The organism is Marinomonas sp. 63XJN7_7_ISO-PGPR-S23-202, from assembly GCF_056173505.1.
Genome location: NZ_CM149677.1, coordinates 673,668 through 692,520 on the forward strand (window position 1 = coordinate 673,668; position 18,853 = coordinate 692,520).

General features: G+C 39.9%; 13 protein-coding genes and 6 pseudogenes. 17 read left to right on the plus strand and 2 right to left on the minus strand.

All coding sequences use genetic code 11. From position 1 onward, the window contains the following. Positions 1-25: 25 nt before the first annotated feature. From AC0VYG_RS03060 to AC0VYG_RS03115, 12 genes and pseudogenes are all read left to right on the plus strand, one after another. Positions 26-1,006, plus strand: coding sequence for a glycosyltransferase family 2 protein (locus AC0VYG_RS03060; RefSeq protein WP_475430888.1), 981 nt, complete (start codon positions 26-28; stop codon positions 1,004-1,006). Between the two features lie 52 nt (positions 1,007-1,058). Continuing rightward, positions 1,059-2,153 (plus strand): CapA family protein, encoded by a 1,095-nt coding sequence (locus AC0VYG_RS03065; RefSeq protein ID WP_475430889.1) that lies wholly within the window; start codon positions 1,059-1,061, stop codon positions 2,151-2,153. An 8-nt stretch (positions 2,154-2,161) separates the two neighbouring features. Next, positions 2,162-3,517 carry a phenylacetate--CoA ligase family protein gene (locus tag AC0VYG_RS03070; RefSeq protein WP_475430890.1) on the plus strand — a complete coding sequence of 452 codons (1,356 nt, stop codon included), beginning with the start codon at positions 2,162-2,164 and terminating at the stop codon, positions 3,515-3,517. A 60-nt stretch (positions 3,518-3,577) separates the two neighbouring features. After that, positions 3,578-4,690, plus strand: a complete 1,113-nt coding sequence (locus AC0VYG_RS03075; RefSeq protein WP_475430891.1) for a glycosyltransferase family 4 protein — start codon at positions 3,578-3,580, stop codon at positions 4,688-4,690. A gap of 259 nt (positions 4,691-4,949) precedes the next feature. Beyond that, positions 4,950-6,304 (plus strand): annotated as a pseudogene (locus AC0VYG_RS03080) (IS5 family transposase). Between the two features lie 149 nt (positions 6,305-6,453). Then, a complete protein-coding gene (locus tag AC0VYG_RS03085) occupies positions 6,454-6,666 on the plus strand; it encodes a hypothetical protein (RefSeq protein ID WP_475430892.1) in 213 nt (70 codons plus the stop codon). Continuing rightward, positions 6,647-7,153: pseudogene (locus AC0VYG_RS03090) on the plus strand (IS5 family transposase); the annotation flags it as partial. The gene AC0VYG_RS03085 and the pseudogene AC0VYG_RS03090, both read left to right, overlap by 20 nt. A 121-nt stretch (positions 7,154-7,274) precedes the next feature. After that, positions 7,275-8,630 (plus strand): IS5 family transposase, encoded by a 1,356-nt coding sequence (locus tag AC0VYG_RS03095; RefSeq protein ID WP_475428916.1) that lies wholly within the window; start codon positions 7,275-7,277, stop codon positions 8,628-8,630. Positions 8,631-8,701: 71 nt separating this feature from the next. Beyond that, positions 8,702-8,896: pseudogene (locus tag AC0VYG_RS03100) on the plus strand (IS5/IS1182 family transposase); the annotation flags it as partial. 100 nt (positions 8,897-8,996) lie between these two features. Beyond that, the gene (locus AC0VYG_RS03105) at positions 8,997-9,938 is read left to right on the plus strand and encodes a UDP-glucose 4-epimerase family protein (protein ID WP_475430893.1); all 942 of its coding nucleotides are present in this window, start codon (positions 8,997-8,999) and stop codon (positions 9,936-9,938) included. A gap of 16 nt (positions 9,939-9,954) precedes the next feature. Beyond that, complete coding sequence (locus tag AC0VYG_RS03110; RefSeq protein ID WP_475430894.1) at positions 9,955-10,506, plus strand: sugar transferase; 552 nt, start codon at positions 9,955-9,957, stop codon at positions 10,504-10,506. 153 nt (positions 10,507-10,659) lie between these two features. Next, positions 10,660-12,624, plus strand: a complete 1,965-nt coding sequence (locus AC0VYG_RS03115) for a polysaccharide biosynthesis protein (protein ID WP_475430895.1) — start codon at positions 10,660-10,662, stop codon at positions 12,622-12,624. A 21-nt stretch (positions 12,625-12,645) separates the two neighbouring features. Here the strand turns inward: AC0VYG_RS03115 and AC0VYG_RS03120 are convergent. Beyond that, positions 12,646-12,963: pseudogene (locus AC0VYG_RS03120) on the minus strand (IS3 family transposase); the annotation flags it as partial. 73 nt (positions 12,964-13,036) lie between these two features. Between AC0VYG_RS03120 and tnpB the strand changes: the two are divergent. Further along, entirely contained in the window at positions 13,037-13,399 is a 363-nt protein-coding gene (gene tnpB, locus AC0VYG_RS03125; RefSeq protein ID WP_475430896.1) for an IS66 family insertion sequence element accessory protein TnpB, read from the plus strand. Between the two features lie 36 nt (positions 13,400-13,435). After that, positions 13,436-15,056, plus strand: a pseudogene (gene tnpC / locus AC0VYG_RS03130) (IS66 family transposase). A 197-nt stretch (positions 15,057-15,253) separates the two neighbouring features. Here tnpC and AC0VYG_RS03135 read toward each other — a convergent pair. Next, positions 15,254-15,762 (minus strand): annotated as a pseudogene (locus tag AC0VYG_RS03135) (helix-turn-helix domain-containing protein); the annotation flags it as partial. A gap of 260 nt (positions 15,763-16,022) precedes the next feature. Here AC0VYG_RS03135 and AC0VYG_RS03140 point away from each other — a divergent pair. The 3 genes from AC0VYG_RS03140 to rfbA all read left to right on the plus strand — a co-directional run bounded on the left by AC0VYG_RS03140 (position 16,023) and on the right by rfbA (position 18,847). After that, a complete protein-coding gene (locus AC0VYG_RS03140) occupies positions 16,023-16,511 on the plus strand; it encodes a glycosyltransferase (RefSeq protein WP_475430897.1) in 489 nt (162 codons plus the stop codon). 359 nt (positions 16,512-16,870) lie between these two features. Beyond that, positions 16,871-17,953, plus strand: a complete 1,083-nt coding sequence (rfbB, locus tag AC0VYG_RS03145; RefSeq protein ID WP_475430898.1) for a dTDP-glucose 4,6-dehydratase — start codon at positions 16,871-16,873, stop codon at positions 17,951-17,953. Positions 17,954-17,962: 9 nt separating this feature from the next. Continuing rightward, complete coding sequence (gene rfbA, locus AC0VYG_RS03150) at positions 17,963-18,847, plus strand: glucose-1-phosphate thymidylyltransferase RfbA (protein ID WP_475430899.1); 885 nt, start codon at positions 17,963-17,965, stop codon at positions 18,845-18,847. The last annotated feature ends 6 nt before the right edge of the window (positions 18,848-18,853 follow it).

Here is an 18,853-nt window from a genome sequence, read left to right on the forward strand (position 1 = left end):
TAGGTGTGTTTTTTGTGGATTTTCTATGAATATTAAGTTTAGTATTATTATACCAGTGTATAGAACTGAAGAGTATTTAAAAGAGTGTATTAATAGTGTTTTGTCTCAAAGCTACTCCAATTTTGAGTTGATTTTGATTGATAATGGTGCTTCTTCATTATGTAAAGACATATATAAGGAATTTGAAAGTGACGATAGAGTTGTTGTAGAGGTTTTTGACGAAAATAAAGGTATATCTCGTGCCAGAAATTTGGGAATTAAAAGGTCTACAGGAGATTATCTTTTGTTTTTGGATAGCGATGATTTTTATGTAAATGAGAACGTATTGTCATCAATTAATAACCTTGTTTTTGAAAGGGAGGATGTCGAAGTCATATTGCTTCAAACTTTGCTTTATAATGATTTAGAAAAGAAATTTGTTGGGACTTTGTTAGAGTTTGATGAAAAAAAAATCAATGAAAAACCTTTGGTTTCGGCTATAGAATATTTAGTAAAAAGTAACAAGTATGTTTCATGTGCGTGGAACAAAGTCGTTCAGAAGGATTTTTTGATAAAAAATGATTTGTTTTTTCTTGATAACATTCGCGGTGAAGACGTTGAATGGTTTTTTCGCGTCATGAGTGTCTGTTGTAACTTTAAAAGCGTAGGTAATCATTGTTATGGAAATAGGTTAAGAACTAATTCGACTCAATCTGAGGGTTATACAGATAAGATTTGGTTAGATATTTACGGCTTTTTAAAAAAACACATGAAAGAAATCGACGGCTGTGATTTTTATATGTCATTGATTTTGGACGATTTGACCAAATTTTATTACATAATTCTTGCACAGTCTAACAGTCGAAATATTAGTCCGGAGCTATTCAATAAAATATCGAACTTGAGGAAATTTGAGTCAATAGCACATAGTTATAAAAATAAAATTTGTAAAATAATGGTTTCTATTTTAGGATTAAAAATAGCTTCTAAATTAATATATAAATATACTTTAAGAAAGAAATTTTAACTTATATTATCCTTTAAATGGAACTTATAGCTTTATTTTTTTTGAGGTGGGTATGAAAATTGCGCTGTTAGGTGATATAGGCTTATTTGGAGATTATTCTCTCTCCGAAGACAAGGGCTTAACAACTTCTTTGAAGAATATGTCTGATTTTTTGAGTCAGTTTGATCTTGTTGTAGGTAATTTAGAAACCCCTTTTAATTTGTCTAGTAAACCTTATGGTAGTAAATCTGCTTATATAAGTTCAAATCCAATTAATATAGAGTTGCTAAAATTTTTAAATATTACACATGTTAATCTATCTAATAATCATATTTATGATTATGGCTCTGATTCATATGATCTTACTAAGAATATTTTAGAGTCTGCTGGTATTGAATATTTTGGGATTGAGAATAAACAAGCTTTTGTATCAAAGGGGGAGGTTAAAATTGCTTTCAATGGGTTTTGTAATTATGATACTAACCCTTTGAATGTTACTTTCTCAGGCCGTAAGGGCATTAATGGACTAGATGTTAATTATGTTACTGAAATTTTCAAAAAAAATCATGCCAATGGTTATTTTAATGTGTTTAGCTTCCACTCGGGACAGGAGCATGTTAACTTCCCGAGCTATAATGATATAATTTTTGCAAGAAAACTTTCAGAAATTGCACCTTATGTATATTATGGACATCATCCTCATGTTATCCAGCCTTATGAATTAGTTAATTCGAGCTTGATTAACTATAGCCTTGGGAATTTTTGTTTTAGTGATGTGTATAATGATAAATCTGATAAACCTTTGGTTAAAATGTCAAGTAATAATCGTTGCGGCTTGATTTCAACTTTCGAACTGGGTTTTGACGGAGTTAAAAATTTAAATCAAATTCCAATCTTTATTTCTTTAGGTGATTTGATCTTAAATGATGATCGTGCAATGAAAGTTCTTAATGATTCTCAAACAGCGTTTGATGTACTTGTTGGTTCACGCAATGATTATAATGATATGAGAAATTCTTTACTCAATGATTATCTTTTAAAAAGAAAAAAACTTAGAAACCTTAAGTGGGTCTTAAGTCGTCTTTCCCTACGCTACGTAAAGCTTTATTTGAATTCAAAAAATAACAATAGAAATTACAAAAAACACTTCTTAAATAAATTAGGTTAAGGTATTTTATGTTTATTCCGATTAAAAAAATTTATGGTTTTTTGCCTAGAAAGATTCAAGATTTTGTTATTTCTCAATATGGAAAGTTGATTTTTAAACAACGTTACGGTGCTCGATACAAAGAGTCATATTCGAAGTATATAAATAAGGATTACTCTGATTCTTTAGCTAATGTTAATGAGCAGAACAAATTATTAAAAGAGTTTGTTAAATTTTCTGTCGAAAATTCTGCATTTTATAGGGATTTTTATAAGAATGTAGATGTTGAAAATTTTAACGGTTTATCTGACTTGCATCTATTACCTGTTTTAACAAAAGAAATGCTCCGTACTAATATCAACTCTATTCGTACAATTAAAAAGAATGATGGGGTAAGTTCTTTTACAGGTGGTACTACAGGAAAGTCTTTAGAAGTTGTTTTTACGTTAGATGATTTTCAAGAGCGTATGGCTTATTTAGATGCTTTCAAGTTTAGAGTTGGTGTTGAACCAATGAAAGCAAAAAAAGCAACTTTCAGTGGTAGAGAAATTATTAAGAATGTTACTGAGAATGTTTTTTGGCGAGATAATAAAGTTTACAATCAAAGGCTATATTCTACTTTTCATCTTAAACCAGAATATATCAAATTTTATGTATCCGACATGAACGATTATCAACCTGAAGTGATTAATGGTTTTGTTTCCGCCATATATGAAGTAAGCAAATGGATCTTAGAACACAATGTTGTTTTGACCTTTACTCCTAGTGCAATATTTACTACTTCTGAAACATTATTACCTCATCATAGGGCAACGATTGAGGGAGCTTTTAAATGTAAAATTTACAATCAATATGCCTCCGCTGAAGGGGCTCCATTTGTTACTGAGTGTGTAATGGGTGAACTGCACTATAATTTAGATACCGGTGTCATTGAAACACTAGCAGATACAAATTCTGTTTTGGTTACCTCATTTACATCACATGGAACCCCTCTTATTAGATATGATATAGGCGATCAAATTATTTTCAAAGATGGCTTTTGTAAATGTGGCTCAGCGCACCCTTTAGTAGATGAGATCTCAGGCAGAGCTGTTGACTTTTTGTATGGACTTAACGGTGAAAAAGTAAGTCTTAGTCATCTTGCCGACGTAATAAAAGGACTGCCAAATTGCGTTAGAAATATTCAATTTATCCAATCCTCTAAAGAGGATATAAATGTTTTAATTGAAATTGATGAAAATATTTATGAACGATCTCACGAACAAAAAATGCTTGATGCACTTCGGTTCAGATTTGGTGCCTCTACTAACTTCACTATTAGTGTGGTTGATAGTATTGAACGTGAAAAAAGTGGTAAATTTCGTTTAATAAAGCGCGAGTTTTAGTTGCTTTATTATTTAAAGAAACTTATTTATCTTCAATAATTATTTCTGTAAGTTAAAAAAATGAAAATAGTTTATATTGTAAATGTAGATTGGTTTTTTTTATCACATAGGTTGCCAATCGCCTTGAAATGTATTGAAGATGGTCATGAAGTGCACTTAATATGTAATTTTACTACAAAATTAGATGAGATAAAATTTTATGGTATCCATACTCATAATTTGCCGTTGAGTAGAAGTGGAACTTCTTTTTTTTCAGAGATAAATACACTTTACCGATTGAACAAGCTTGTATCATTAATACAGCCTGATGTTGTTCATGGTGTTACTATAAAAGGGGTAGTCTACGGAGGATTAGTATCTCGCTTTAATAAAATTACCGGAAGAGTTTTTTCTGTTTCAGGATTAGGTTATGTTTTTATTGATAAATCGATAAAAACACTTCTTTTAAAACCGTTTGTTTGCTTATTGTTTAAGCTTGCTTTTGGGGGGGGGGATAGAGTTAAAGTTATTTTCCAAAATGCTAGTGATAGGGATTTATTCTTACAGAAAAAAATTATTAATTCTAGTCAAGCTATTTTAATTAGGGGTTCTGGTGTAGATTTAGATAAGTTTGTTTTCGAAAAAGAACAGGTTGATACTAAAGTTGTCATGCTCGTTGCTCGTCTTTTGAAAGATAAAGGAGTAGTTGAATTTTGTAAGGTTTCAGAAAAATTCATGCACAACCCAAATGTAAGGTTCGTTATTGTCGGAGACATTGATGAAGGGAACCCTAATGCCGTAACAAGGCAAGAATTAAGCTATTATGTCAACAATAAATCGGTAGAGCATTGGAGTTATAGAAACGACATTCACTTAGTCATACCAAAATCAAATTTAATGGTTTTGCCTTCTTATCGTGAAGGTCTGCCTAAATCATTATTGGAAGCTGCTGCCTGTGGTCGAGCTGTTGTTACTACTGATGTACCTGGCTGTAGGGATGCGATAGAACCTAATACAGGTTTGTTAGTTCCCCCCAAAGATGTATTAAGTTTATTCAATGCAATAGAAGAGTTAATTTTTGACGACTTTCGTCGCCAACAAATGGGTAGAGCGGGAAGGTTATTAGCTGAATCTGAATTTAGCATTCATGATGTTGTAAAAAAGCATCTATCAATTTATTTAAATTTCTTTTAGTTATTTATATAGCTTCCCCCCCCCTGTGTCAGGATAGTTGTCGCCTCATTTGATATTATAAAACAGACAGGGGACGGTAAGTGAAAACCAGTGGATTACCAAAGACATTCAAGTGCCTTTAAAGAAGCCATTTAACAGAGTCGTCCCTGAATAATTTCCAACCTATTGAAATGCAATGCCTTTTGTATAATGCTAAGGACTAAAATCTCGCCAATAATGGCGCTTTAGCCCCAAAAAGTTGCAGAATCAGTGAGTTTTTATGAAGCCTCGTCAAACAAAGCAAGATCCGCAGAAGGATTTATTCCGACCTCAGCTAATCGATATTATTAACCCCAACCATGCACTCGTTCGGTTGGCTAAAGTGCTGGATTGGGATCGGTTGGATACCGAATTGGGGACGCATTTCGCGACGGTTGGCGCAGCGGCTCTGCCGACTCGTTTGATGGTAGGGCTACTATATTTACAGCATTTGTATAATTTGTCTGATGAAATGGCCTTAGAGCAATGTCTTGAGTCGCCTTACTACCAATACTTTTGCGGCGAAACCTTTTTTCAACATGACTTCCCGTGCCATCCAACCAGTCTTGTTAAATGGCGAAAACGGTTAGGAGAAGAAGGATGTGAATGGCTGCTTACTCAGACAATACAAGCAGGACTAAAGCTAAAAGCGATCAAGCCTGCGAGTCTAAAGCGTGTGATTGTTGATACCACGGTACAAGAAAAAAACATCACCTTCCCAACCGATGCCAAACCCTACAACAAGGCACGACAGCAACTCACTCAAGTGGCAAAAGACCTCGCTATCACACTAAGACAAACCTATGACAAAGCCTGTCATGAGTTAATGCCAAAGATTGGACGCTATGGGCATGCCAAACAATACAAACGAATGAGAAAGGCGATTAAGCAAGTTAAAGGCTTCTTAGGGCGGGTATTGCGGGACCTTGATAGACAAGTAAAACGACAAGGGTTAACGCTCACCCAAAAGCAAGAAGACACTCTCAACCAAGCTTATCGGTTACTAAAACAAACCCGCCAAAGCAAAAACAAACTCTACAGCTTGCATGAACCTAATGTGGACTGTATCTCCAAAGGCAAAGCGCATAAACGCTATGAGTTTGGTGTGAAAGCCAGTATCGCGGTGACGGCTAAAGAATCTTTTATTGTGGGCGCAAGAAGCTATCCAGGCAATCCTTATGATGGCCATACCTTGAAAGATCAACTTCAACAAGTGGAAACCCTGACAGGAAAAAACCGGAAACCTGTCTTGTTGACCGAGGATATAAAGGATCGGGCGTGGAAGACATTAAAGTCTTGGTTACAGGTCAAAAGCGCGGTGTGCCCAAGAAAGAGAAGCGCTGGATGGGACGAAGAAATAGTGTGGAGCCAATTATCGGTCATTTAAAATCCGATGGAAAACTCATACGATGCTTCTTAAAAGGCATACTAGGCGATGCGATTAACGTGCTCTTAAGCGCATGTGGCCAGAACCTACGTAAGCTACTGAAGTGGCTTTATTGCGTTCCATATTTTGGGCCATTTTTAAGACGATTATGGCTGAAAATAATTTTTCCAACGGAAAGACCTAAAAATAGCATGGCGCTTCTTGCGTGAAACGCCATTATTCAGGGACGACTACAGAGTCGTCCTTGAATAATTCTCAACCTATTGAAATACAATGTATTTTGTATGATGCTAAGGACTAAAATCTCGCCAATAATGGCGCTTTAGACCTAAAAAGTTGCAGAATCAGTGAGTTTTTTATGAAGCCTCGTCAAACAAAGCAAGATCCGCAGAAGGATTTATTCCGGCCTCAGCTAATCGATATTATTAACCCCAACCATGCACTCGTTCGGTTGGTTAAAGTTAAATTGCTGGATTGGGGGCGGTTGGATACCAAATTGGCAAGAGGAGCTGTTATAATGGTTTCGCCAAAAATCAAAATAACTGCTCCAAATGCTAAGGCTAACAGATGATAGCTGGACACTGCTGTCAAAAATCATGTCCCTAACGGGACGTGTTTATAACAAACCTGAACATAGAATGACCCTGGAAGGCATTTTATACCGCATGAGAACAAGTATTCCTTGGCGTGACTTGGCCAAAGAATTTGGTGCTTGGAACACGATATTTAGGCACTTCAATTCTAGGTCAAAAAAAAGGATTATTGATGGAGATTTTTCAGTTTCTTAACCGTTTAAATGATCCTGAATGGCTCTTTATTGACGCAAGTATTGTTAAAACTCATCGAGATGAAGCAAGTGTTAAAGCGCCGTTTGAGCAAGCGATAGGAAAAAGTCGAGGCGGTAACTCGACCAAATACATTTAGCGGTAGATAGTGGTGGCCTTCGTGTCTATTTTGAGTTATCCGGTGGCCAAGTACACGATATGTGTCACTGTGAATCCTTGATATCAGCGTCACCGGAAGCAAAGGTCGTGGTGGCTGACAAAGGGTACGATAGCTAGTCGCCCCTGAAAAACTCTCAACCTATTGAATCTAATGTGTTTTTATAAGATAGTTAATATCTAAATCTTGCTATAAATACGCCATAAGGCCCAAAAAGTTGCAGAACAGGTGAGTTTTATGAAGCCTCGTCAGACACAGACCATACCGCAAAAGGATTTATTCCAACCTCAGCTCGTTGACATCATTAACCCCAATCATCCTTTAGTTCGACTGGCTAAGATCATTGATTGGAAGCAATTGGACTCAACGCTTAGTGCCCATTTTTCAAGCGTTGGTGCGGCCGCGTTGCCAACGCGTCTTATGGCGGGATTGCTGTATTTGCAGCACTTGCATAATTTGTCTGATGAGCTGGTGCTAGAGCAATGGCTTGAATCGCCTTATTACCAATACTTTTGCGGCGAAACCTTTTTCCAGCACGACTTCCCGTGCCATCCAACCAGTCTTGTTAAATGGCGAAAACGGTTAGGAGAAGAAGGCTGTGAATGGCTGCTTACCCAGACGATACAAGCAGGATTGAAACTAAAAGTCATCAAACCAGCGAGCCTAAAACGAGTCGTGGTAGACACCACGGTACAAGAAAAAAACATCACCTTCCCAACCGATGCCAAGCTCTACAACAAGGCTAGAGAGCAGCTCACTCAGGTCGCCAAAGAACAAAACATCACGTTAAGACAAACCTACGACAAAGCCTGTCATGAGTTAATGCCAAAAATTGGACGCTATGGCCACGCCAAACAATATAAGCGGATGAGAAAAGCGATTAAGCAAGTCAAAGGCTTTTTAGGGCGAGTCCTGCGAGATGTTGATCGGCAAGTAAAACGACAAGGATTAACGCTCACTCAAAAGCAAGAAGACACACTCAACCAAGCCTATCGATTACTAAAACAAACTCGCCAGAGCAAAAACAAACTGTATAGCTTGCATGAACCTAATGTGGACTGCATATCCAAAGGCAAAGCGCATAAACGCTACGAATTTGGTGTAAAAGCGAGCATAGCCGTAACAGCAAAAGAATCCTTCATTGTGGGAGCCAGAAGCTATCCAGGTAATCCTTATGATGGCCATACCTTGAAAGATCAACTTCAACAAGTTGAAACCCTAACAGGAAAAAAACCGGAAACCTGTTTTGTTGATAGAGGGTATAAAGGATCGGGCGTAGACGATATTAAGGTGTTGGTTGCAGGTCAAAAACGTGGTGTACCAAAGAAAGAGAAGCCATGGATGGGAAGACGAAATAGCGTAGAACCCATCATAGGACACCTCAAATCAGATGGAAAACTCAGACGATGCTTCTTAAAAGGCGTACTAGGCGATGCGATTAACGTGATCTTAAGTGCCTGTGGTCAGAACCTACGTAAGCTACTGAAGTGGCTTTATTGTGCCCCATATTTTGGGCAATTTTTAAGGCGATTATGGCTGAAAATAACTTTTCTACTGGAAAGACCCAAAAATTGCATGGCGTTTCTTGCTTGAAACGCCATTATTCAGGGACGACTAGCTAAACATTAAGAGCGAGTATTCAGCACAGAGGTACTCAACATGTCATACAAAGAAAATGTAATAGCAAGCAAGGAAATGAGGATGTGGACTGGTGTTTATATCGTTATCGTCACTTGGTTGAAAATGCGTTTCTAAAAATCAAAAGGTATCGTGCGATTGCGACATGGTGCGATAAATTAGCTAGGAATTACCAAAGTGTCGTTGTATTGGCCTTTACGCTGATGTGGCTAACCATGTGAATTAATTGAAATATATACAAAAGATCAACACGGTCTAAGTTTTCTTGAGGTAATATAATGGTAAGAATGATTAGTGATATTATTGGATTTGGTAAACGGAATGGATAATAAACGAATTTTTATTACAGGTGGGTCTGGCTTTATTGGTACCGTGCTGCTATCTGTTTTACCTTCAAAGCAACTGTGCCTTTTTGGTCGTGAAGAATTGGATCTACCCGAAGCTGTTTTTGTAAAAGGGGAGATACAGAGAGATACTGACTATTTAAGGGCCTTTGATAATGTAAATATTGTTATCCACCTTGCCGCCCGTGTTCATGTCATGAATGACTCTTCCTCGGACCCTTTAGCTGAGTTTAGAGCTGTCAACACAGAAGGCACGTTAAACCTAGCTCGCCAAGCGGCAGAAGTTGGAGTGAAAAGGTTTATTTTTTTGAGTTCGATCAAGATAAACGGTGAATCCACGTCTGGTCTTCAGCCTTTTACAGCGTTTGATACGCGTAGGCCACAAGACCCTTATGGTCAGTCTAAGTCTGAAGCGGAAGAACAGCTGTTGGCGCTAGGTAAAGAAACAGGAATGGAGATTGTTATTATTCGACCACCTTTGGTCTATGGAGAAGGGGTAAAAGCCAATTTTGCTTCTTTGATGCGATTGGTTGGCAAAGGTTTGCCCTTACCATTTCGCGCGATCAATGAAAATAAACGTAGCTTGGTTTCTGTGTATAATTTGGTGGATTTGATTAAGGTCTGTATCGATCACCCCAACGTGGCAAACCAAGTATTTTTAGTGTCTGATGACGATGATATGTCGACCGCTCGTATGGTAGCTTTAATGGCCAAAGTTCAGGGTAAAGCAAATTTGTCATTTCCTGTGCCTGTGTGGTGTTTTAAACTAGCGGGTAAGCTGTTTAAAAAAGACGCCGTGGTCGATCGCTTAGTTGGGTCTTTGCAACTGGACATTGAACATACGAAAAATACGTTAGGCTGGGAGCCGCCTTATTCCGTCGAGCATGGTTTTGCATTGGCAGCGAAAAAGAAAGATTAAAAATTGGATGAAGTGAATGATTAGGTTATTGGATTTGGTGTTTTCTCTGTTGGGCTTGGTGTGTGGCTCTCCGGTGTTGTTGGTGATTTATCTGATTGGCTTATTTGACACGGGGTCGCCTATTTTCCGACAAGAGCGCGTAGGGCGTAACAAAAAGCCGTTTGTTTTAGTGAAGTTTCGTACCATGTCGATGGACACTGCTTCCGTGGCGAGTCATTTGGCGTCTACGACTTCTATTACTAAGCTAGGTGGCTTTTTACGGCGTACTAAACTGGATGAATTGCCGCAATTGTGGAATGTGCTAAAAGGTGAAATGAGCTTAGTTGGTCCACGCCCTAATTTGTATAACCAAGATGAGCTTATTACCGAAAGAGATAAGCTAGGTGTGTACAACGTGCGTCCTGGTATTACTGGCTTGGCACAGGTTAATGAGATCGATATGTCGACGCCTGAGCTGTTGGCGGAAACTGATGCGAAGATGATAAAGAATTTGTCTTTGCCGTTGTATTTTTTTTATATCATCAAGACGGTAAGGGGGAGTGGGTCTGGTGATCGGGTGAAAGGGTAGTTTTTGCGAAATTGGCGTAAAGTGTTTTCACTAACGTTTTGTCGGTCTAAAGGCTGATCTACCAAAAATACGCTGTTGTCTGGCTAAAGCCGCGACCTACAGGTGATTTTGTGTTGCTTGTTTTTTTGAAGGCGCACATACAGGGTGCATGAGATGGTTAAAAAATTTGATTTGATTTGGGCTATACCGCGTTTTTATAAACGTCTGATAAGCTTATTTGTTGATTCTACTTTCGTTTTTATCGCTTTTACAGTGGCTTATTGGGTTCGCTTGGGGGAGTTTAAAGCGTTCCCTTCTTTGCAAATTTGGCTTGTCTTATGTGGTACTGTTTTTATCACGTTAATGGCCAACGTTAAGTTAGGATTATATCGAGCTGTTCTTCGTTACCTAACGTTTCATGCATTCAGTGCCATTCTATTTGGTTCAATTATTTCGTCTCTTAGTATTACATCACTTGCGTACTTTTTTAATGCTCCTATTCCTCGTACTGTACCTATAATTTACTTCCCTTTTTTTGTTCTTTTGTGTGGTGGTTCACGTTTGTTGTTTCGTGCGCTTTTGGTGCAGATTCCGAAAAATGGTTCAGAGGCAGTTTTGGTCTTCGGAGCTGGATCAACGGGTCGCCAGCTTGCCTTGGCGTTGCGTCAAGCGTCTGGTTATAAAGTAAAAGGCTTTATCGATCAAGATTCGTCACTAGTTGATACTATCATACAAGGTGTGCCTGTTTTCCATGTTGATAAGATGGCAAGTTTGATAGAAAAACATAATGTTGAAAAAGTCTTGTTGGCTATTCCCAGAGCCAGTCGCTCAGAGCGTAAAAAGATTATTGATCAGTTACTGCCATTTTCAGTAGAGGTGCTGACCGTACCTGATTTTGACGATATTGTGACTGGTAAAGCCAAGGTCAATGAGTTGCAAGATGTTGCTGTTGATGATTTGTTGGGACGAGATATAGTCGAGCCTGATGTTAGCTTAATGAGAGCTAATATCACTGATAAAGTTGTTATGGTAACAGGAGCTGGTGGCTCTATTGGTGCTGAGCTGTGTCGGCAAATAATAAAGCATAAGCCACTTACACTGGTTTTGTTGGAATTATCTGAGTTTGCTGTTTATCAAATTGATAAAGAGCTGATGGAAACGCTAAAGACGTTTTCTTTTGACGTTAAGGTTGTTCCATTGATCGGATCTGTTCAAGATCAAGCTCGCCTTACTTCTATTATGACAGCATTTTCTGTAAAAACCGTCTACCATGCGGCTGCCTATAAACATGTACCTTTAGTTGAGTACAATGTTATTGAAGGAGTACGTAATAATGTGTTTGGGACTTATCGCTGTGCTAGAGCAGCGATTGAGTCTGGCGTTGACTCTTTTGTGCTTATTTCAACGGATAAGGCCGTTCGTCCAACCAATGTCATGGGGGCGACAAAGCGTATGGCAGAGTTGAGCTTACAAGCTTTAGCTGATGAAGAAGCAGGAAAAGCTGACAAGCAAAAAAAGTTCACTTGTTTTTCTATGGTGCGCTTTGGTAATGTGCTTGGCTCTTCTGGTTCAGTTATCCCTGTTTTTAAAAAACAAATCTTAAATAATCAACCTATAACGGTTACTCATCCAGATATTATTCGTTACTTTATGACTATTCCTGAGGCGGCTCAGCTTGTTATCCAAGCTGGTTCTATGGGTAAAGGGGGGGATGTGTTTGTTTTGGATATGGGAGAGCCTGTTAAAATTGTTGATCTTGCTGAAAATCTTATTCGTTTATCTGGGCTAGAGGTGAAATCTGACTCCAATCCAAATGGTGATATCGAAATCCAATATACAGGGTTGCGGCCAGGAGAAAAGCTTTTCGAAGAGCTGTTGATTGGGGATAATGTGCAAAAAACCTACCATGAGCGTATTATGACAGCTAATGAACGTTTTTTGCCGCTGTCAGATTTGACTTGTACTTTGGATTCCCTAAGTGAGGCTTGTGATGTTTTTGATCAGACTTCTGTGCGGGATTTACTTATCAATGCGCCAACAGATTTTCATCCTACAGATGGCATTTGTGATTTAGTTTGGAAGGCAAAAAGTGTGTTAAATCAGAAAGAAAATAATCTCAAGGTTGTTCATCTGAAGTGATATTCAACTGAGTAGGCCGATATTGGCGAGTATATTGCCTCTATCGGCCAATATAGGCACGATTTGGCTGGGTGGTAACGAAGCAAACTCGTCACGGTTGCAGACCTCAATCATCGTCTGCCATTCTACCTCGCTCAGTTTGTTCGCTGGGGCGGGCCTTGTCGATGTGACTCTTCTATCCTCCCCAATAGAACCCTCTCTACACCAACGCTGTAACGTCCTGACCGATAATCCAATCACCTCGCAGGCAGGCTCTTGCCGTGCACCGGACGCCACCGCATGACGGATCCACTGCGAATACTTTTGCCTATCGGCCAGTGTGGTTAGCTGTCCTCTTTGTAAGCGTCTGGGGAATGACACCTTAATTTAGCTTTTCTCATTCTGCATAGTTGTGACTTTTGGAGGCACAACTATGTTCAACACCAGTGATTCTTTGCCTGTGATTCTGATCTGTGGGCCAACCGATATGCGTAAATCCATTGATGGCCTAACTTCGATTGTCGCCTACGATCTTGAGCAAGAGCTCTGCTCAGATAGACTGTTTGTCTTTTGTGGTCGAACACGCAATCGACTGAAAATTCTGCAGTGGTCTACCAATGGCTTTTGGTTGCATTATAAACGCTTGGAAAAAGGTGTGTTTTTATGGCCGGGAATAGAAGATGAGTCATTGTCTTTGCAAGTGTCCCCTAGACAGCTTCATTGGTTGTTGGATGGGCTACCGCTTCATCTCGATCAAGCTCATCCCAAAATAACCTATCGTTATCATGACAATTAATACTCTCATATGATTCTGGATGGTATAATCCATGTCATGATTAAAATGCCAAATAACTTACCTGATGACATTGATTTGCTTAAGAAAATGCTGCTTGAGCAAGCAGATCAATTGTCAGAAAAAGACACGCTGTTAGAAGAAAAAGACGCACAAATTTCTCAATGGAAAGCGAGCTACGAACGTCTCATACAGCAATGGCGTCTGGCCCAACATCGTCAGTTTGGTAAACGCACTGAAAAGAGTCCTGGTCAAGGTGAGTTGTTTGATGAGGCCGAATCCGTGGTGGTGAAGATGAGGACTCATCCAGTGAGTCTGACTCGTCAGCAGAGCAAGCCACTTCGCAAAAACGCCATCCACCTAAACGCAAGCCTTTACCAAAAGATCTTCCACGTAAAATGATTGAACTGGACTTATCCGAGGCGGAAAAGGTGTGTGACTGTTGCCAAGGGCCACTCCATCGTATAGGGGAAGACCGCTCGGAGCGGTTGGAATTTATTCCTGCGAAAATGACCGTGATTGAAACCGTTCGCCCCAAATATGGCTGCCGTCATTGCGAACAGAATGAGGTGAAGGTCTCGATCAAACAAGCTCCACAGACGCCCAGTCTTATCCCGAAGGGCATCGCCACAGCCAGTTTACTGAGTCAGGTTGTGACCAGTAAATATCAATTTGCGTTACCTCTGTATCGACAAGAAGCCCTTTTCAAACAATTAGGCATCGAACTGAATCGTAAAACCCTGTCGAGCTGGGTCCTCAAAAGCGCGGATGCGTTTGCCCCACTTGAAAGCGATCATGATGGAGCAACCCGCTCTTCATGCAGATGAAACCCCACTTAATGTTGTGAAAGAAGACCGAGATAAATGTTATATGTGGGTCTACTGCAGTGGCACGGATGGGCCAGACACGCCTCATCCCATGTATAAAACGCCATTGCGGCCTGTTGTGCTTTACGAGTTCCAAAAAAACACGCCAAGCGGAACACCCAAAACACTTCTTGAGTGGCTACTCTGGCTATCTGCAAGTCGATGGCTATGCAGGTTACGAACAAACCAAAACACAGCTCGTCGGATGCTGGGCTCACGCACGTCGGAAATTTATGGACATCGAGAAAAGCTTAGGAAAAAGCAAAGGGAAAACAGGCACGCACACAGTGGCACTTAACTGGATACAAAAACTCTATGCCATAGAGAGTAGAGCCGCACAGTGTGAAACAGCGGAAGAAGCCTTCGCTTATCGAAGAGAATACGCGATACCAGTACTTAACGACTTTAAAAAGTGGTTAGAGAAAACCGTGCAACACAAACCGCCAACAGACAAACTCACTGGTGCGTTAAACTACTGTCTCAATCAATGGGATAAACTCGTGCGTTACGTTGATGCCCCGTATCTTAATATCGACAACAACCGTGCCGAGCGCGCGATAAAGCCCTTCGTGATCGGACGCAAAAACTGGCTCTTCTCGAATACAGAGAACGGTGCGAAGGCCAGTGCCATGCTCTACAGCGTCATAGAAACGGCCAAAGCCAATGGAATAATCCCTTACGATTACCTCGTTAAGTTGTTTGAAGAACTGCCAATGCGCGAGAAAGAGGCGAATCTAGATGACTTACTGCCATGGAATGTGACATTCATATCAACAATAAAGCACACAGAATAAAAAGAGTAGGAATGAGTGAGGGAAGAAGATTCTCCGCCGCTTCCATGCGGCACTGAGTTCATCCTGAAGAAAGACAGCGCTCCCGTCCTAGGAGCGAAGATCACCCTGATCACTGTCTATACATAAACCGTAACATACTCACAGCCACAGTAAAGGGTAAAACGGAAAAACCTCATCACAGACTGATTTTTAGTGATACGTGTGGTTTGCCAGACGCTTACTCCTCTTTTTCCTCCCAATAGGCATCGAACTTTTTTCCCAGCACAAGTAACGCTGCACTTTCTGCTAACGCTTTCTCTTTTCTTCTCAGTTCTCGCTCTAACTCTTTAATGCGTTTTTTATCCGACTGTTGCTCAGCCGTGGTCTTTTTCTTCTCTTTCACTGTATTCCCAGCAATACAAGCTTGTTTCCACTGTTTTACTTGCTCAGGGTACAGGCCTTTCACACGGCAATGCTCATTAAGCTCCGCTTCAGACAAGACGGCGGTTTCAAGTACGACAGCAAACTTTTCTTCATTTGACCACTTATCTGATGAACTCACTTTTGACTCGCTAAATCCTGATGTGTTGAATTGCTTTTGCCAACTATACAGGGTAGAGAGCTTAATGCCTTCCTGTTCTGCAAACTCACGTCTCGACAACTGGCTTTGGTAGAGCTTCTGTAAGATGGCTTCTTTAAAGGCACTTGAATGTCTTTGGTAATCCACTGGTTTTCACTTACCGTCCCCTGTCTGTTTTACAATATCAAATGAGGCGACAACTATCCTGACACAGAGGGTTGCGCCTAAATTCGTGCTTGAAGAGTTGCGAAAAATAGTGATTGAGTGGCTGAAGATCATTTTTTTGAACGACAAAAAGTAAGTAAAGGTCTTGCAATAATGAAAGGCTTTTTTCATTTTTTGATTCGTCGTTTAGGTAAATTATAATATACTTAAATGAAGTGCTACCATCGTCTAAAAGAGTGAATATGATCCAAATTCTCCTCGCCACTTTCAACGGTGAAAAATACATCAAAGAGCAATTAGAGTCGCTTTTGTGCCAGACATTGGGCGATTGGCAAGTTCTCATTCATGATGATGGTTCAACAGATGACACTATAAGTATTGTGAAAAATTTTTGCCATAGTCATCCTCAAAAGTTTGAGTTGATGGATGGTGGAATTAGTTTTGCTAATTCTCGGGCTAATTTCGTGTACCTTTTATCCATGTCAACAGCGGATTACATTATGTTTTGTGATCAAGATGAGGTATGGCTTTCTGAGAAGATAGAGAAAATCTTTGTTGTAATGTGCCAAGCTGAAAACCGATATGGGTCAAATGTGCCAATTGTAGTCCATTCTGATTTAGAGGTTGTGGATCAAGAACTCAATCAAATTGCCCCCCCTCTATGTTTAACTATCAAGGATTGTATACTGATTGTCAGAGTCTTCTACAATGTCTCTCTAAAAACTCTGTAACGGGCTGCATAATGATGCTGAATTCCGCGCCTGGAGCGTTTCTTTGCCTATCTCTAGCCATGCTATAATGTATGATTGGTGGATTATTGTAGAAGTGGTTCAGGTGAGGGATGCATAGACTAGATTGGTGAGCCGTTGATCAAGTACAGACAGCATGGAAGCAATGCGGTGGGTGCTAAACGTAATGGGGTAGGGCAGTTAGTAAAACGTATCTTGACGTATGCTGTTAATAATGAAGTGAAATCTAAAATATGGCGTCAGGCTAAAGCGATAGATCCGTCAATTGGTCGTTTCAAGTTTTTTGTTACTAAATTATCGTTATCCATTAAAAGCTTATTCTAACTATTGGGCAGAAATAGATGAAATTTATAGTCACCGGCGGCGCCGGGTTTATTGGTAGTGCGGTGGTTCGCCACCTTTTGTCCGACACATCTCATAGTGTCGTAAATCTAGATAAATTAACCTATGCAGGCAATTTAGAATCTATTCCTGAAGAATTATGTTCGAATCGCTACTCATTTGAGCATGTTGATATTTGTGATGGCGCTGAGTTGGGTCGTGTGTTTGCTGAGCACCAACCTAATGTGGTGATGCACTTGGCGGCCGAAAGTCATGTGGATCGCTCTATCGATGGTCCAGGAGATTTTATTCAGACGAATATCGTTGGGACTTACGTGCTCCTTGAAGCGGCCCGTAAATACTGGATGGGCCTAGATAGGGTGGGTAAAGCTGCATTCCGTTTTCATCATATCTCGACTGATGAAGTATATGGGGACTTACCTCATCCTGATGAAGAACCTGGTGAACTGCCGTTATTTACCGAAACTACGTCTTATGCGCCTAGCTCTCCTTATTCCGCATCAAAGGCTAGTTCTGATCACCTCGTTAGAGCTTGGCTTCGAACTTATGGTCTTCCTACACTTGTCACTAATTGCTCAAACAATTACGGCCCTTATCATTTTCCTGAGAAATTAATTCCTCATATGATTCTTAGTGCCCTTGCTGGTAAGCCTCTTCCTGTTTATGGTGATGGTTCCCAAATTCGCGATTGGCTATTTGTTGAGGATCACGCCCGCGCATTGGTCAAGGTTGCGATAGAAGGGAAAATAGGTGAAACCTATAATATTGGTGGACATAATGAGAAACGTAACATTGATGTGGTCAGGACTCTTTGCTCGCTTCTTGAAGAGCTTGTTCCGCAAAAGCCGCAAGGTGTTCAGTGTTATAATGACTTAATTACTTATGTCAAGGACCGTCCAGGACATGATGTTCGTTATGCAATTGATGCTAAAAAAATTGAGAAAGAACTTGGTTGGAAGCCTGAAGAAACGTTTGAAACCGGCATGCGTAAGACGGTATGCTGGTACTTGAATAACCGTGGCTGGTGGGAACGAGTGCTGAGCGGGGATTACAAACTTGGACGTATTGGTGAAAAGGGTTAAGTACTTATTATGTCAGTAAATCGTAGGGGAATTATTCTTGCCGGAGGAAGTGGTTCCAGATTGCATCCTTTAACACTTTCAATGTCAAAACAATTGATGCCTGTCTATGATAAGCCGATGATTTATTATCCATTGTCGGTTCTTATGTTGTCAGGTATTCAAGAAATACTCATTATTACAACGCCAGAAGATCAGTCTGCTTTTATGCGTTTGCTAGGAGATGGAAGCCCTTTTGGGGTTAATCTTAGTTATGCTGCACAGCCTTCGCCTGATGGCTTAGCTCAGGCTTTTTTAATCGCTGAAGATTTTATTGGCGATGCCAGTGTTGCATTAGTGCTGGGCGATAATATCTTTTTTGGTCAGCACTTCTCAAATAAGTTAGAACAAGCGGTTAGCCAAGAGCGGGGGGCAACGGTATTTGGTTATCATGTTAATGATCCTGAGCGTTTTGGCGTAGTGGATTTTGACAATACCGGTAAAGCGAAGTCTATAGAAGAAAAGCCGTCTTCCCCTAAGTCCAATTATGCTGTAACAGGTTTATATTTCTATGATAACGATGTTGTAGACATAGCTAAGTATATTAAGCCCTCTGAAAGAGGAGAGCTAGAAATTACCGATGTTAATTTAGCTTATCTAAGTCGCGGAGATCTTCATGTATCCTTATTGGGACGAGGTTTTGCTTGGCTGGATACAGGAACGCATGATTCGTTATTAGAGGCGGGGCAATTTGTGCAAACAGTAGAGCATAGACAAGGGCTTAAAATTGCCTGTCTTGAAGAAATTGCTTACCGGCAAGGGTGGATAGATAAAGAAAAACTTATTGAATCAGGTCAAGCGCTAAAGAAAACAGGCTATGGACAATATCTTCTTAAAGTTGCTGATGGCTATAAATAATAGGTT